Raw genomic sequence first — 14281 nt, 5'->3', positions numbered from 1 at the left:
ATGATAGCCCGACTACTGCTTACCTTTTTGCTGTTGCTGGCATTGCCTGTGCACTCGGCAGGGCCGCCTTTGGTTGTCGCGGTTGATAATTTTTCCCCACCGTTTGTGCTTCGCGGAGCCAATTCGCAATTGTATGGTTTTGATATAGCCATGATGGAAAATATTTGCCAGCGCATCAATCGCACCTGCCAATACAAACCCATGCCTTTTAATCGTTTATTAGATGCCGTCGAAAGCGGCCAGGCGGAAGCGGCGGTGGGATCCATCATTATTACATCCGAACGGTTGACGAAAGTGAATTTTTCTATCCCCTACCTCATCAGCGAGTCGCGTTTTTTAGGCCGTACCGAACTGGCAAAAGAACCGTTTCAAATTTCCCTGTTTAAAGATCGTAAAATTGGGGTCGAGGGGGGAACCGTATTCCCGGATGTGCTGGCCAGCCTGATAAGCAACCCGCAAATTGCTCTCTATGATAATTTGGATGATGTCATTGTCGCTTTACATGATGGCGAGATTGAATTGGCTTTAATGGATGCCCCAACCGCCCTGTATTGGCAAACTCAGTCTTCGGGCGCCTTGACAGCCTTGGGTAAACCGTTTGCCTATGGTTTTGGTTTAGGTGTCGCCGTGAATCGCAACAACTTGGTATTATTAAATGAAATTAATCGGGCAATAGCGGACTATGAGGCAAGCGAAGCCTTCAAGAGTGATTACCAAAAATACATGGCGTTTTTTTAGGCCGGCCTCAGGAATTCGCCGCGACGGCACAGTGTAAAAAACTGTGCCTCAAAAGCCTGATCAATGCACGGTTTGCCCCTGAATCAGACAACGGGTAATAACCTGACGGGTGACAAAATCACCCTGCGTGTCGCCATAAAGTGATTTAAAATGCTCAGCCAAGGTTAATACCCAAGCGGATAAACGAAAATTCATCCGCTTTTCTTCCTGATTTACCACCAACTCAAATAAGCCTAATGAGTCGCTGTTATGCTCATTGGCATATTGTTCCATGATTTGTTGCGCAATATGCATGTCTCGGTCGCGCGTGGGCCAATCTTTATTCATATTTACCTCTTGAAGCCATTGAACGCAAAAGCATTCGCCCCCTTTATCTACTCCCTACATGGGGGTTAGCGTATAAAATACAAGGGGCTGATGTTAACTGTTATGCCTGACGTGCGTGCAATTCCTGAGGCTCCTGCCACAAGGTGATGAACAGCACCATGATCATTGGTCCGATGAATAGTCCCAACAGGCCTAAAGTTTCAACCCCGCCGAGAATACCAAAGAGAACAGCCAGAAAGGGAAGCTCGATTGCTCCGCCTATCAATACCGGTTTAACAAAATGGTCTGCGACAAACATAACAATGGTTCCCCAAACCAACACAATAATTGCGCTGATCATGCTGCCGCTGGCAATTAAAACCAAGGCCACAGCCACAAAGACCACCGGAGCCACAAAAGGAATCATCGCCGCCAATGCAGTAATAAAGCCAATGAGTGTCGGGGCAGGGAAATTGACCAGTTCATAACAAATACCCATTAACACACCCACGCCCAATCCCACGACAATTGTCCCGTTTACCGTTCCCCTGAGTGCTGACGGCAGGCGAGCTGAAAAACGAAACCAGCGGTCCCCCAGACAGTATTCGCCAATATGGCTAATCTGTTTATATAATTTGTCTCCATCACGGAAAAAGAAAAACAGAGTCAGCAGGGTAAACCCAACCTGAAAACCACGATGCGCCAGATTAATACCAATCTGCTTGATGTAGTAGCTCGCGGGGGTAAGCGACAGATGCATGTTGGACAACAGGTTTCGGACACTGCCGGGTTTGCCGATCTTATCATTCCAGTAAGCTGTCAAATCACTGCCGATGATTGGAATCTGCCTTAGCATGGCCGGTGCTTCGCCGCCCTCTTTATTTAACGTCTGCAGATAATTGATGAATAATTGGGACTCCTTGACCAAAAGGCTTACTAACCAGCTTAATGGCAAGATGAACAGCAAGGCCAACAACGTCGTAAACAGCAAGGCAGCCCAGGTATCCTGGGAAGCAAAAAAATGGCGCCAGCGTTTATAGAGGGGGTAAGTGGCAATAGCAATGATGGCGGCCCAGATGATGGATGGAATGAAACGGTGAATAATAAAGAGTGCCAGCAACACAATACTGATGGTCAAGCCAATACTGATTAATTCTTTATGGTTATCATTCATGCGTTAAATACCCATACAAGCGCCTGCATCACCAGCCAGGCAGGAATGGCGGCCAGGGCATCATCCAGCATGACGCCGAAACCGCCTTTAATGCGTTCATCAAAAAACCGGATAGGCCATGGTTTTAGGATATCAAACAGACGAAACAGCAAAAAGCCGGCAACAATCCAGTAAAATCCCACAGGAACTGCCGTCATGGTGAGTAAAAATCCAACCACCTCATCCCAGACAATACCACCAAAATCATCAACGCCCAATTCCTTTGAAACGATGTCGCTAACCCATACGCCAAGCAGAAAGGCCAATACGGTAAACCCCAAATAAATCCCCAGTGAGGATGACGCGGCAAGCAGATAAACCGGGATGGCCGCCAGCGTTCCCCAGGTTCCCGGGGCAACCGGCATCAGCCCGCTGCCGAAACCAAAGGCGATGAAATAGGCGGGATCCTGCCAGACTTTGTTGCCAAGTTCGATTCTATCCATCCGTTTTTCCTTAAAAATGACTATAGCCGCGGGGTGATAATGCCACGCATTGTCCCTGCCGTTGCGCATAGAGCCCCTCGCCTTGCTCAATTACACCAATCGGGAAACAGGCAAGGCCCGCTTGCTTCAGTGCGTCGTTAAAGGCCGTTTCATTTTCCCTGGGCACCGTGAAACACAATTCATAATCATCGCCGCCACTCAAAGCAAAATCAATGGCCTTGGCCTGCTGATACTTTACTACCAAAGGATGCACGGGTATAGCGTCCAAGTCCAGTACAGCACGGACACCGCTTTGGGTGCAGATATGATTTAAATCCGCGCTTAAGCCATCGGAAATATCAATGGCTGCCGACGCATAAGTCCGTAGCCATGGCGCTAAATCCACACGCGGCCTTGGATGCATCAGAAGATGCATCAGGGTTTCTTTATCCTGCCTGTCAATGCGGTCATTGTTTAAAAAAGCGACTGCCTGCGCCGCGGCTCCCAGCATGCCGCTGACAAAAATCCGATCGCCAGGCTTGGCCCCTGAGCGCTTAACTGCCTTGCCTTTTTCGATTAACCCATGGATGGTTAACGTCATGCTCAAGGGGCCACGCGTGGTATCCCCGCCAATCAGCATGATGTTGTATTGTTTTAATGAATCATGAAACCCTTTGGAAAATCGGGTTAGCCATGCTTCATCCAGCAAAGGCAGTGTTAAGGCGAGGCTCATCCAGCAAGGGTCTGCTCCCATAGCTGCCATGTCGCTGACATTAACCATAACCGCCTTGCAGGCGATATCATAAGCATCCCATTCGTTTAAAAAATGAACACCAGCAACCAGAGTATCGGTACTGACCAACAATTGACAATGATGAGGCACCTCCATGCAGGCTGCATCATCGCCAATACCCACTATCACCTCTGACCGGCCAATAGCGGGCTGCTTGAAATAAACATCAATGAGGGAAAATTCATTCATTGCCAGAATTGATTTCAATCGCTCTGACTTGCCGTGCCAGCCCGTTCAGCACACCGTTAACATAACGGTGGCCATCCTGCGAGCCAAATTCCCGAGCTAGGGAAATGGCTTCATCCAGCACAACGCGGTAAGGAATTTCAAGGCAAAAAAGTAATTCATAGGCACCGAGACGCAACACCGCCAGTTCAACCGGATTTAATGTGGTCATCGGTCTGTCCAAAAAGGGCGCAATAGCAGACTCTATCTCAGTGATTCGTTCAGGAACCCCGTATAAAAGACGACAAAAATATTCGCTGTCTACTTTGTCCATGTTGTTAGCCACACGGAATTGGGTTTCTATTTCTGAACGTTCATGGCCTGACATGGACCATTGATAGAGCGCCTGCACGGCTAATTTTCGGGCGCGTCGTTTACCGCTTATTGATTGTTTGTCCACAACTACCTCATGACGAATGGTCGTCTTTCATTTCATCGATGGTTTGTCTGAAATCACTGACATCTTTAAACCGTTTATAGACGGAAGCAAATCGGACATAAGCGACATGATCAAGTCGATACAGCTGCTTCATGACCCATTCACCGACCTGGCGGGAATCAATTTCCCGCTCCCCGCTGCGGCGGATGTCTTGCATGATGCTTTCTACCGCCTCTTCCAGCGCATCGACACTGACGGGTCTTTTTTCCAGTGCCCTGAGCATCCCTGAGCGCAGATTATTGATATTGAACGGCTCCCGCCGCCCATCACGTTTGACAATCAACGGCATGATCAATTCCGCCGTCTCAAAGGTCGTAAACCGCTCGTGGCATTCAAGGCACTGGCGTCGCCTGCGTACCTGAGCGCCATCGGCGATGAGACGCGAATCGATCACTTTGGTTTCTTCTGCCTGGCAAAATGGACAATACATGATTAACGATACACCGGGAATTCATGGCATAAATGAATCACTTTTGATTTCACCAGCGAAATCAGGCTTTCGTTCTGAATGTCGTCCAGAATATCACAAATCCATTCCGACAATACTTTGATTTCCCTTTCTTTAAAGCCGCGCGTTGTCACAGCGGGTGTTCCTAAACGCAGGCCGCTGGTCACAAAGGGTGAGCGAGGATCGTTGGGAACCGCATTTTTATTGACCGTGATGTTGGCGCGACCCAATGCCGCATCGGCATCTTTACCCGTGATGTCTTTGCCAATCAAATTGACGAGCAATAAATGATTTTCCGTACCGCCCGACACGATCGGGTAGCCGCGGCTCATCAATACCTCGGCCATGGTTTTTGCATTCGCTAAAACCTGTTGCTGATAGGCTTTGAATTCAGGCTGCAACGCTTCTGCAAATGCAACCGCTTTGGCAGCAATCACATGCATCAAGGGGCCGCCCTGCATGCCTGGAAAAACAGAAGAGTTCAATTTTTTTTCAATTTCTTCGTTGGCTTTGGCAAGAATCATACCGCCGCGAGGACCACGCAATGTTTTATGGGTGGTCGTGGTCACCACATCGGCAAAAGGAATCGGGGAAGGATAAAGTCCGACCGCAATAAGCCCCGCCACATGAGCAACATCAGCCATCAGGTAAGCACCGACTTTATCAGCAATAGCCCTGAAACGCGGCCAATCAAGAATCTGGGAATAGGCCGAAAAACCGGCAATGATCATTTTCGGTTTATGGGTGAGGGCAAGCTGCTCCAGCGCATCGTAATCGATCAAGCCCGTATCAGGGTCAAGGCCATACCCCACCGCTTCATAAAGCTTGCCCGAAAAATTGACTTTCGAACCGTGCGTCAAATGGCCGCCATGCGGCAGGGACATGCCTAAAATCAAATCGCCCGGGTTAAGCAGTGCCATCATCACCGCTGCATTCGCCTGCGAACCCGAATGAGGCTGCACATTAACATAATCCGTGCCAAACAACTGTTTGGCACGGGCAATGGCTAAACTTTCCGCCACATCAACAAATTCGCAACCACCGTAATACCGTTTACCGGGATAGCCTTCCGCGTATTTATTGGTGAGCACCGAGCCTTGCGCTTCAAGGACACGCGGACTGGCGTAATTTTCCGAGGCAATCAGCTCAATGTGATCTTCCTGACGCTGTTTTTCGGCCTGGATGGCTTGCCACAGTTCCTCATCAAATCCTGCGATAGTAAACTGGTTATCAAACATTCGTTGTCCTCAATATTAATGATTAGACTATTATAGCCGCTGTTTTTTAAAGCACCTATGCCTCATTCACTGCCCTGGGTATTTTACCCGGTTGAGACTGAATTTTGCGACAAACCCATTACAGACCATTATTTGACAATAATATCGTTTCGTACATGCCTGACGCCATTTAAGCTGTCGGCAATCTGGCCAGCGCGCAGTTTCGTCCGTTGGCTGTCAACAAAGCCGCTCAACTGCACTTCATCTTTAAAAGTTTTAACCTGAATTGAAAACCCTTTGGTTCCCAACTCATCAATCAAGCTGGCTTTTACTTTGGCTGTCAATGCTGAACTATCCAGGTATTCGCCCGTGCTTTCGCTGCCAGGCGTCGAAGAGCAGGCGACAAGCATTGCTGCAGAGAAAGCCAGGATCAGTTGTCGTGTTGTCTTAAACATCCATTCCTCCATTATCTACAAACTACAAAAGAGTACCACACGGCAATGAACTAGTCATGGCCGTGAATGGTATTTCCCTGATTGTCATTTGCCGGTGAAACTACAGCCTGCTTAATCTGCCCCTGGGCATTGCCTGCAGCCTGCGGCTGATAGCCTCCATAAGGATTCCAGGCTCTGCCGCGGGATCCGCGCACGCTTCCCTGACTGGGATGGCCATGGCTATTGTCTGCCTGACCCTGGCTGGGATGGCCGTGGGTATTATTTCCAGGCTGTGCCTGGCTGGAATGACCATGCACGTTGGCAGGCCCCCGGACATTGCCTGGTGTTTGTACTATGACAGGATTGTTATTGCCATAGTGTCCATGATAACGGCGATAAGCGCTTTGATGACCGTGATAATGGCCAGATCCTTCATAGCGGGGAGCAGCATAGTAGGGTGTTTCCAGACGAGCCTGCGGCGGCGGATAACGATAATCATACATATAATAATCATCTTCAATGCCACATGAACTGAGCACGGGCAACGCCAGTAACAACAAAAATGAACGCTTCATATAACCCCCTGCTTTAAAAAAGAAAGGCACGATTAAGTCATCATGCCTTTCCGATACAACATAAGAACCTCAGCTTAGTTGGTGCTGATTTCAGCCTTGATTTGGTTCTTGAGATAAGGAACCACGCGAATTGTACTGTTGACGGGTGTATAACCGGCGTAAACAGAGTAACCGCTGAATGTTTTGATATACAGGTTCATCCAGGCATGGCAATAACCATAATAATACAGGCTCACATAGTGAGGCGCATCAAAACGGTAAATGTTAAAGCCGTTCAGATAACTGCCATCATCGAACTGGCCAAAAACCGATAGATTGTCGTAACTGTCGTTGATGATTTCAATTTCGCAATACCCAGGGAGCATCGCGTTTTTCGCACCGGCGACAGCTTTGACATCAGCAGGCTTGGCTTGCGGATGAACATGGCGATTTTGAGCAAAGGCAGAAGACAACAAACCCAAACAACAAACGAACAGCAATGATTTTAACTTCATGGTAACTCCATTCATGGATTGGAGAGCAAATGGTAACAAAGGATGGTATTTAGTCAACAGGTTTTTTTAATGTTCATGACCAACGTGTCATTGACGGGATTAACGCATTATAACCGCTCCGCTCTATTGCCATTTTTTCTTGTCGGGGCGAGAATTGATCGATTATACGGGGTAACGCCGTAACTTTAATCACAGGCTTAATCGACATCAAGCTTCAGGGGACACCGCATGAAAAAACGCATGACCATAATGATTACTGCCCTCGTCATTGTTTTCGGAGGTATCGTTGCGTTTAATCTATTTAAAAACTTCATGATTAAACGCTTTTTTGCCACCTATGAACCCCCTGCTGTCAGTGTGTCCTCGGTCACGGCAGTGAAACGGGAATGGCGTCCCACTATCCCTGCCGTCGGAAATTTCGTGGCGACCAACGGGGTAGAGGTCAATTCGGAAGCATCTGGCAATGTGGTTAAAATCCATTTTGAATCCGGGCAGTATGTGTCCGAGGGCAGCAGCCTCATTGATATTGATGACAGCGTTGATCAAGCCACCCTGAAATTTAACAAGGCACAACTGGCTCTAAGGCAGCTCAGTTATCAGCGTCAGGTGGATTTGAATAAAAAGGGCGCCGCCCCTGTGTCCAATGTGGATGAAGCAAAGGCCAATCTTGAGCAAAGCGAGGCAGACGTTGAAAAAACCGAGGCGCAAATCCGGCAAAAACACATCACCGCCCCCTTTGCGGGCAAACTCGGTATCCGGCAGGTCAACCTGGGCCAATACATTACGCCGGGCCAGACCTCCATTGTTACCCTGCAATCGCTCGATCCGCTTTACCTGCAGTTTTACCTTCCTGAGCAATACTACAAACGCTTGCACATCAATCAAGGCATTGAATTCAGTGTTGAAGAATTTGAAGGCCTGGTCTTTCAAGCCAAGATTACAGCCATTAACGCCAAGGTCGATCCTAACACTCACAACGTGCTGGTGCAGGCAACTTTGCCCAACTGCCCGTCCGAAGCGTTAAGCGATTTGAAAAACTCGACCCTGGTCAAGACGTCCAAAGATATCGATACTGGTGAAACCATCGTCACCTGCAGCACGAAAGACAATTTAAGCAATCATATTTCGCATTTTGTTTTCATTCCCGGTATGTTTGCTTCCATTGCCGTTGAACAACCGTCGGTCTCGGATGTTATCGTCCTGCCCTCCACCGCCATTTCTTACAGCTTGTATGGGAATTCCGTTTTTCTAATCCAGAAGGGTACCAAGGGAGAAAAGGATGAAAACGGTCAGGATAAACTCTATGTCAAACGCGTTTTTGTCACCACCGGGGAGCAGTCAGGTAATTTCACTGTGATTAATTCCGGCGTCAAGGAAGGCGATGTGGTCGTCAGCTCCGGTGAGTTGAAGCTGCAAAACGGCACGCGCGTCGTGATTAATAACAGCGTCAAGCTCAATGCCGTCAGCAATCCTGACACCATGGGACAATAATACTGGTTTGTGTGAAGCAGCCTTTACGCTGGCTTCACACGCATCGCAATCGTCAGCAGGTATACTATGAAATTTACTGATATTTTCATTAAGCGGCCCGTTTTAGCCACTGTCGTGAGTCTGTTAATTTTCCTCTTTGGTCTTAACTCAATCATGACCATGCAAATCCGACAGTACCCTAAAATGGATAATACGGTGATTACCATCACCACCGCCTATCCCGGCGCGGATGCAAACCTGATTGCAGGCTTTATCACCACACCGCTTGAATCTGCGGTAGCCAGCGCGGAAGGCATTGACTACATGACCTCATCCAGCACGCAAAGCTTAAGCACCATCACCTTGACCATCAAATTAAATTTTGATCCACAAGTCGCATTTACCGATGTCATGAGTAAGGTTCAGCAAACGCTAAACCAGTTGCCGCCGGAATCGCAACAACCCGTAATTGTCAAAAGTTCAGACACCTCGACGCCATTGATGTACATCAGCCTTGACAGTACCGCCATGACACCGCAACAGATTACCGACTACGCGGTGCGGGTCGTGCAGCCTCAACTTGAAACAGTCGATGGCGTGGCCAAGGCTGAAATTTTAGGCGGGGCGACTTATTCGATGCGTATATTCCTTGATCCCATCAAAATGGCGGCGTTGAACATAACACCGGCGGACGTTTCCGCCGTCCTTGCCCGCAACAATTTCCTAACAGCGGCCGGCAGCACCAAGAGTGAATACGTGGCCATCAACATGACCGCAAAAACGGATTTAAACAGTGCTGAAGAATTCAGCCGCCTGATTGTCCGCAGCAACAATAACTCGATTATCCGCCTGCGTGACATCGGCAAGGTTATCCTGGGTTCACAGGATTACAACACAACCGTTACCTTTAACGGCAAAAAGGCGGTCTTCCTCGCCATCACGCCCACCCCAACAGCCAATCCTCTAACCGTGATTACCGACGTCAGAAACATGTTCCCTTCGGTCAAGCGTGAATTTCCCCCCTCATTGACAGGCACCATTGTCTATGATGCCACTGACTTTATCCGCGCCTCCATTAATGAAGTGATCACAACCATCGTTGAAGCGGCATTAATCGTGATTGTCGTTATTTTCCTTTTCTTGGGCTCTGTGCGTTCGGTCATTATTCCAGTGGTTACCATCCCTCTGTCGCTCATTGGCGTCTGTACGCTGATGATGGCTCTGGGCTATTCCATCAATTTGCTGACCTTACTCGCGTTTGTTCTTGCCATTGGTCTCGTGGTAGATGATGCCATCGTCGTGGTCGAAAACGTGCATCGTCATCTGGAGGAAGGTAAAACACCCTTTCAGGCCGCCCTCATCGGTGCGCGTGAAATTGCCCTGCCAGTTATCGCCATGACCATTACGCTAGCGGCGGTCTATGCCCCCATTGGCTTCATGGGTGGGTTAACCGGTGCCTTGTTTAAAGAATTCGCCTTTACACTAGCCTCTGCTGTCATTATCTCAGGCATCATCGCGCTGACCTTAAGTCCCATGATGTGTTCTAAAATTCTTAGCGCCGACACCGACAGCAGCCGCTTTGTCCGCTTTCTTGATGACAAATTCGCCAAGCTTAAAGATCGTTATAAACGAAGCCTCCACAGTTTACTGAATACCCGCATCATCATGCTTGTCTTTTCCGCCGTGGTTTTGTTGATGCTCCCCTACCTTTATAGCACGACCCCCACGGAAACAGCCCCAGAAGAAGATCAGGGGTTTTTCTTTGTGATTGCCACAGCGCCTCAGTATGCCACCATCAACTACATTGAAGCCTTTACCAATGAATTTAACAAAATTTACAGCAGCTTCCCGGAAACTGAATACTACTTTGCCATTAACGCCAGCACGCCAATGTCAGGCATGGTATTAAAACCCTGGGATGAGCGCCAAGGCAGCCAGTTTAAAATGAAAGAACCCTTGCAGAATAAGCTCAATATGGTCACAGGCCTTTCCGCTTTTGCAGTCATACCGCCGCCTTTACCGGGTGGGGGTTCAGGTACGCCGATTCAATTCGTCATCAAAACCACCAATGATTTCCAGACTCTGTTTGACGTGTCTAACCAGCTTATCGAAAAAGCCAGACAAAGCGGGCTGTTTATTTTCCTCGACAACAGCCTTAAATTTAACCAACCCGAAGTGGAGTTTCAGATTAACCGCTCCAAGGCGTCTGATCTGGGCCTCGACATGCAGGCCATTGGCAGCAGCCTCACCAGCGCATTGTCAGGCAATTATGTCAATTATTTTAACCTGCAGGGACGAAGCTATGAGGTTATTCCGCAACTGGAACGGCGCTACCGCCTGACGCCGGATCAACTGGGCCAGATTTATGTGAAAACCATCAGTAACGAAATGGTCCCCCTTTCGACCGTGGTGACGCCAAAAGCCATCACGCAACCGAATGCGGTCTCCCACTTTCAGCAGCTCAATTCCGCCACCATTCAGGGGGTGATGATGCCCGGCGTGACCTTGGGTCAGGGTATTGCTTACCTTCAACAACAGGCGGATGAATTATTACCTCGCGGGTTTACCTATGATTATGGCGGTCAGTCGCGTCAGTTTATTCAGGAAGGCAATGCGCTGATTTTTGCGTTCTTCCTCGCGGTCATCGTCATTTTCTTAGTGCTTGCCGCCCAGTATGAAAGTTTCAGGGATCCGCTTATCGTATTGATCAGCGTGCCCATGTCGATTTGCGGCGCGTTGATTCCATTAAATCTGGGCGCGGCCTCGATTAATATTTATACCCAGGTTGGATTAATTACCCTGATTGGCTTAATCAGTAAGCATGGGATCCTGATTGTTGATTTTGCCAATCAGCTGCAGCGTGAAAAAGGGCTTGATCGACGGGCAGCCGTTGAAGAAGCAGCCTCCATTCGCCTTCGCCCCATTCTGATGACCACAGCCGCCATGGTGTTTGGCGTATTCCCGCTGCTTATTGCCACCGGGGCCGGGGCTGTCAGTCGCTTCGATATCGGCTTGGTCATTTCAGCGGGTTTGCTCGTGGGCACCTGCTTTACTTTATTCGTTGTGCCAACGATGTACACTTACCTGGCTGCTGATCATCGCCATGATCGGGACAATGAAAAGGCGGAAGCAAATGAAGAGGAAGCAGCCAAACCGCGTTAACCGTTTTTCCCTGATTCGCCTCGCTAAAGTCAACTTCAGCGAGGTGAATCAGGAAGCAGTTGGACATACCCTTTTGATTAGAGCAGGCTCGCCAAAACCTTGTCCAGATTATCCACCAGAATATCAGCTTCCTCGCAACCAAAAACCAGCGGCGGTTTAATTTTTAATACATTATGATAAGGGCCATCGCTGCTTAACAGCACGCCCTGCTCTTTCATGCGATTGACAACTTTGCCAGTGAGTTCCCTGTCCGGCTCAACGCTGCCGCCCTGTTTTACCAGCTCCACACCTAAAAACAGCCCCAAACCGCGTACATCGCCAATGCATTCATAGTGATCGTTAAGCGCCAGTAATCGTTGCTTTAGATAATGGCCAGTTGACCAGGCTTTTGCCTGCAAATCTTCCTCGTGAATGACATCAAGTACCGACAAGCCAATAGCACAGGACACGGGATTGCCACCGAATGTACTAAAGTACTCCAGGCCATTGTTGAAAGAGGCTGCAATTGCACGCGTGGTCACAACCGCCCCTATTGGATGACCATTGCCCAGAGGTTTACCCATGGTCACAATATCGGGAACGACACCCTGCGTTTCAAAACCCCAGGTGTGTGATCCGACTCGCCCAAGGCCAACCTGAATCTCATCGGCTATGCACACGCCGCCTGCGGCGCGTACGGCAGTATAAATGGATTGAAGGTAACCAGGTGGTAACTCAATCTGCCCGCCGCAGCTTAACAGGGATTCGGCGATGAATACCCCGGGTTTTGAGCCATGAGGGAGGAGAGGGGTCAAGTTGCCGCGTAGAGGATCCGGCATGGCAAAAACATCGACCCAATCCGGTTGTCCCGACCCTCCCCGTTGCTTGAATTTATATGGACTGATGTTGATTAACGTGCTGGTATTGCCATGGTAGGCCTGATCAATAACCCAGGTCTGCCGACGGCGTGTATGGGTATAGGCAAGCCGTAAAGCCAGTTCGTTCGCCTCACTTCCGGACGAGACAAAAAAACAGACCTCAAGCGGCAACGGCAAGGTTGCGAGCAGGCGCTTGGCATAATCCATCAGATTAGGATGCAGATAACGGGTGTTGGTATTTAATAGAGCCATTTGCCGCTGCCCCGCTGCCACAACCTTTGGATGGCAATGACCAACATGGCATACATTATTGACGCAGTCGAGATAGGCGCGCCCCGTCTCATCATAAAGGTAAGCCCCTTCACCCCGAACAATCGTTAAGGGTTGATGATAAGAAAGTCCGACGTTGTCAGCGATAACTTTTTTGCGAATGAATAACAGCGCATCCTGTTTGGATAACAACTGATCCGGGAAGCCGCATGCCTGTCTGAAGCATAGCAATGCCCATGAAGGATCAATGCTTTGCCACTGCTTTAACAATGTCCAGGCCGGTTGTTCTGAAATGGTGAGATAGGCATTGTCAGGATTTTCCTTTTTACGCAAAGCCGAATTCACCACACTGACGCAAAGCCTCATGGCAACCAGATGATAGAGCACGTCAACTTCCCGCTCCTCTAACGGGAAAACCCGATGATAGGCACGAATCATTTCCATGGCAGCAGCCAGCGGATCGTCGCGATGCATCAGGGTATAAGCCAAGGCAATCGCCAATTCACAAATGGTGGCTGTTTGCACCAAATCACCAAAATCAATAAAACCAATCTGATTCGGACGCACAACGATATTGTAATCATTCAAATCGCCATGGATTATGCTTTGCCGCAAATCAGGCAAAAGAGGCGCGGTATGCCCCTTAAATTCAGCCAGGAAATCAGAAACCAGCCGTCGATCTTCGGGGTCATCAATGGCTTGAAGTTCGGTTTCAATCCAGTCTGCCTGTCTTAAATCCCATTTTAAACGGCGGTTGGCAGCTGGATGCCTGAATTGTACGAGCGCCTGGGTCAAGTACCCGGCCTGCCGCCCCAGTTGATGCAAAAGAGCAGTAGAACAAGGCATTTTTGCCAACAATTGACCCTGAATAAACGTCAGGAGACGAACATGGCAGGGCTCGCCCTGAGCCGAAACGGCATGACCGGTTTCACCACCTGCTGCCAGAGGCAGTAACTGAGGAAAATCAAACGGCCTCTGTGAACGCTGCAACCAGGCCAGAGCGCTGTTTTGCAATGGAATGAGGGCATCCTGCCCATGCGCTCTGGATAATTTTAAAAGGTACTCGTCACCGGTATCGGTTTTGATATGAAAATTGCAATCGCTCTCGCCCGGTAAAGGCGTGGCAATGGCCTTAAGGTGATATTGCGCCAGTAACAGCTGCTCGGCATCTCGGGGAGTAAACATCCTCGTCCTTTTCTATCCTTAAACGAAGGCCCT

14 protein-coding genes are annotated in these 14281 nt (G+C 49.0%); 3 read left to right on the top strand and 11 right to left on the bottom strand.

The genetic code is table 11. The annotated features are described in order from the left end of the window. Positions 1-738 (top strand): transporter substrate-binding domain-containing protein, encoded by a 738-nt coding sequence (locus Lery_RS00520; protein ID WP_058525289.1) that lies wholly within the window; start codon positions 1-3, stop codon positions 736-738. 60 nt (positions 739-798) lie between these two features. Here the strand turns inward: Lery_RS00520 and Lery_RS00515 are convergent, their stop codons facing one another. From Lery_RS00515 to Lery_RS00470, 10 genes are all read right to left on the bottom strand, one after another. Next, the gene (locus Lery_RS00515; protein WP_058525288.1) at positions 799-1065 is read right to left on the bottom strand and encodes a hypothetical protein; all 267 of its coding nucleotides are present in this window, start codon (positions 1063-1065) and stop codon (positions 799-801) included. A gap of 100 nt (positions 1066-1165) precedes the next feature. After that, positions 1166-2218, bottom strand: coding sequence for an AI-2E family transporter (locus Lery_RS00510; protein ID WP_058525287.1), 1053 nt, complete (start codon positions 2216-2218; stop codon positions 1166-1168). Then, entirely contained in the window at positions 2215-2700 is a 486-nt protein-coding gene (locus tag Lery_RS00505) for a phosphatidylglycerophosphatase A family protein (protein WP_058525286.1), read from the bottom strand. The genes Lery_RS00510 and Lery_RS00505 overlap by 4 nt, the downstream gene beginning before the upstream one ends. 10 nt (positions 2701-2710) lie before the next feature. After that, on the bottom strand, positions 2711-3661 hold the full coding sequence (gene thiL / locus Lery_RS00500; protein ID WP_058525285.1) for a thiamine-phosphate kinase: 951 nt from the start codon (positions 3659-3661) through the stop codon (positions 2711-2713). Next, positions 3654-4097, bottom strand: coding sequence for a transcription antitermination factor NusB (nusB, locus tag Lery_RS00495; protein ID WP_058525284.1), 444 nt, complete (start codon positions 4095-4097; stop codon positions 3654-3656). The genes thiL and nusB overlap by 8 nt, the downstream gene beginning before the upstream one ends. A gap of 7 nt (positions 4098-4104) precedes the next feature. Further along, positions 4105-4566 (bottom strand): transcriptional regulator NrdR, encoded by a 462-nt coding sequence (gene nrdR / locus Lery_RS00490; RefSeq protein WP_058525283.1) that lies wholly within the window; start codon positions 4564-4566, stop codon positions 4105-4107. Between the two features lie 2 nt (positions 4567-4568). Beyond that, positions 4569-5822, bottom strand: a complete 1254-nt coding sequence (glyA, locus tag Lery_RS00485; protein ID WP_058525282.1) for a serine hydroxymethyltransferase — start codon at positions 5820-5822, stop codon at positions 4569-4571. A gap of 128 nt (positions 5823-5950) precedes the next feature. Next, complete coding sequence (locus Lery_RS00480; RefSeq protein WP_058525281.1) at positions 5951-6256, bottom strand: BON domain-containing protein; 306 nt, start codon at positions 6254-6256, stop codon at positions 5951-5953. 50 nt (positions 6257-6306) lie between these two features. Continuing rightward, positions 6307-6810: a hypothetical protein gene (locus tag Lery_RS00475; RefSeq protein ID WP_058525280.1), complete on the bottom strand. Its 504-nt coding sequence runs from the start codon at positions 6808-6810 to the stop codon at positions 6307-6309. 74 nt (positions 6811-6884) lie between these two features. After that, the gene (locus Lery_RS00470) at positions 6885-7304 is read right to left on the bottom strand and encodes a hypothetical protein (RefSeq protein ID WP_058525279.1); all 420 of its coding nucleotides are present in this window, start codon (positions 7302-7304) and stop codon (positions 6885-6887) included. Positions 7305-7532: 228 nt separating this feature from the next. Between Lery_RS00470 and Lery_RS00465 the strand changes: the two genes are divergently transcribed. Next, positions 7533-8795, top strand: coding sequence for an efflux RND transporter periplasmic adaptor subunit (locus tag Lery_RS00465; RefSeq protein ID WP_058525278.1), 1263 nt, complete (start codon positions 7533-7535; stop codon positions 8793-8795). A gap of 66 nt (positions 8796-8861) precedes the next feature. Then, on the top strand, positions 8862-11936 hold the full coding sequence (locus tag Lery_RS00460; protein WP_058525277.1) for an efflux RND transporter permease subunit: 3075 nt from the start codon (positions 8862-8864) through the stop codon (positions 11934-11936). Positions 11937-12013: 77 nt separating this feature from the next. Here the strand turns inward: Lery_RS00460 and Lery_RS00455 are convergent, their stop codons facing one another. Further along, a complete protein-coding gene (locus Lery_RS00455; protein WP_058525276.1) occupies positions 12014-14248 on the bottom strand; it encodes an aminotransferase class III-fold pyridoxal phosphate-dependent enzyme in 2235 nt (744 codons plus the stop codon). Positions 14249-14281 lie beyond the last annotated feature (33 nt).

The organism is Legionella erythra (assembly GCF_001467615.1).
Taxonomy (GTDB): Bacteria; Pseudomonadota; Gammaproteobacteria; order Legionellales; family Legionellaceae; genus Legionella_C; species Legionella_C erythra.
Note: the sequence above shows the minus strand (reverse complement) of the source record. Positions and strands in the feature narration are given on the sequence as shown.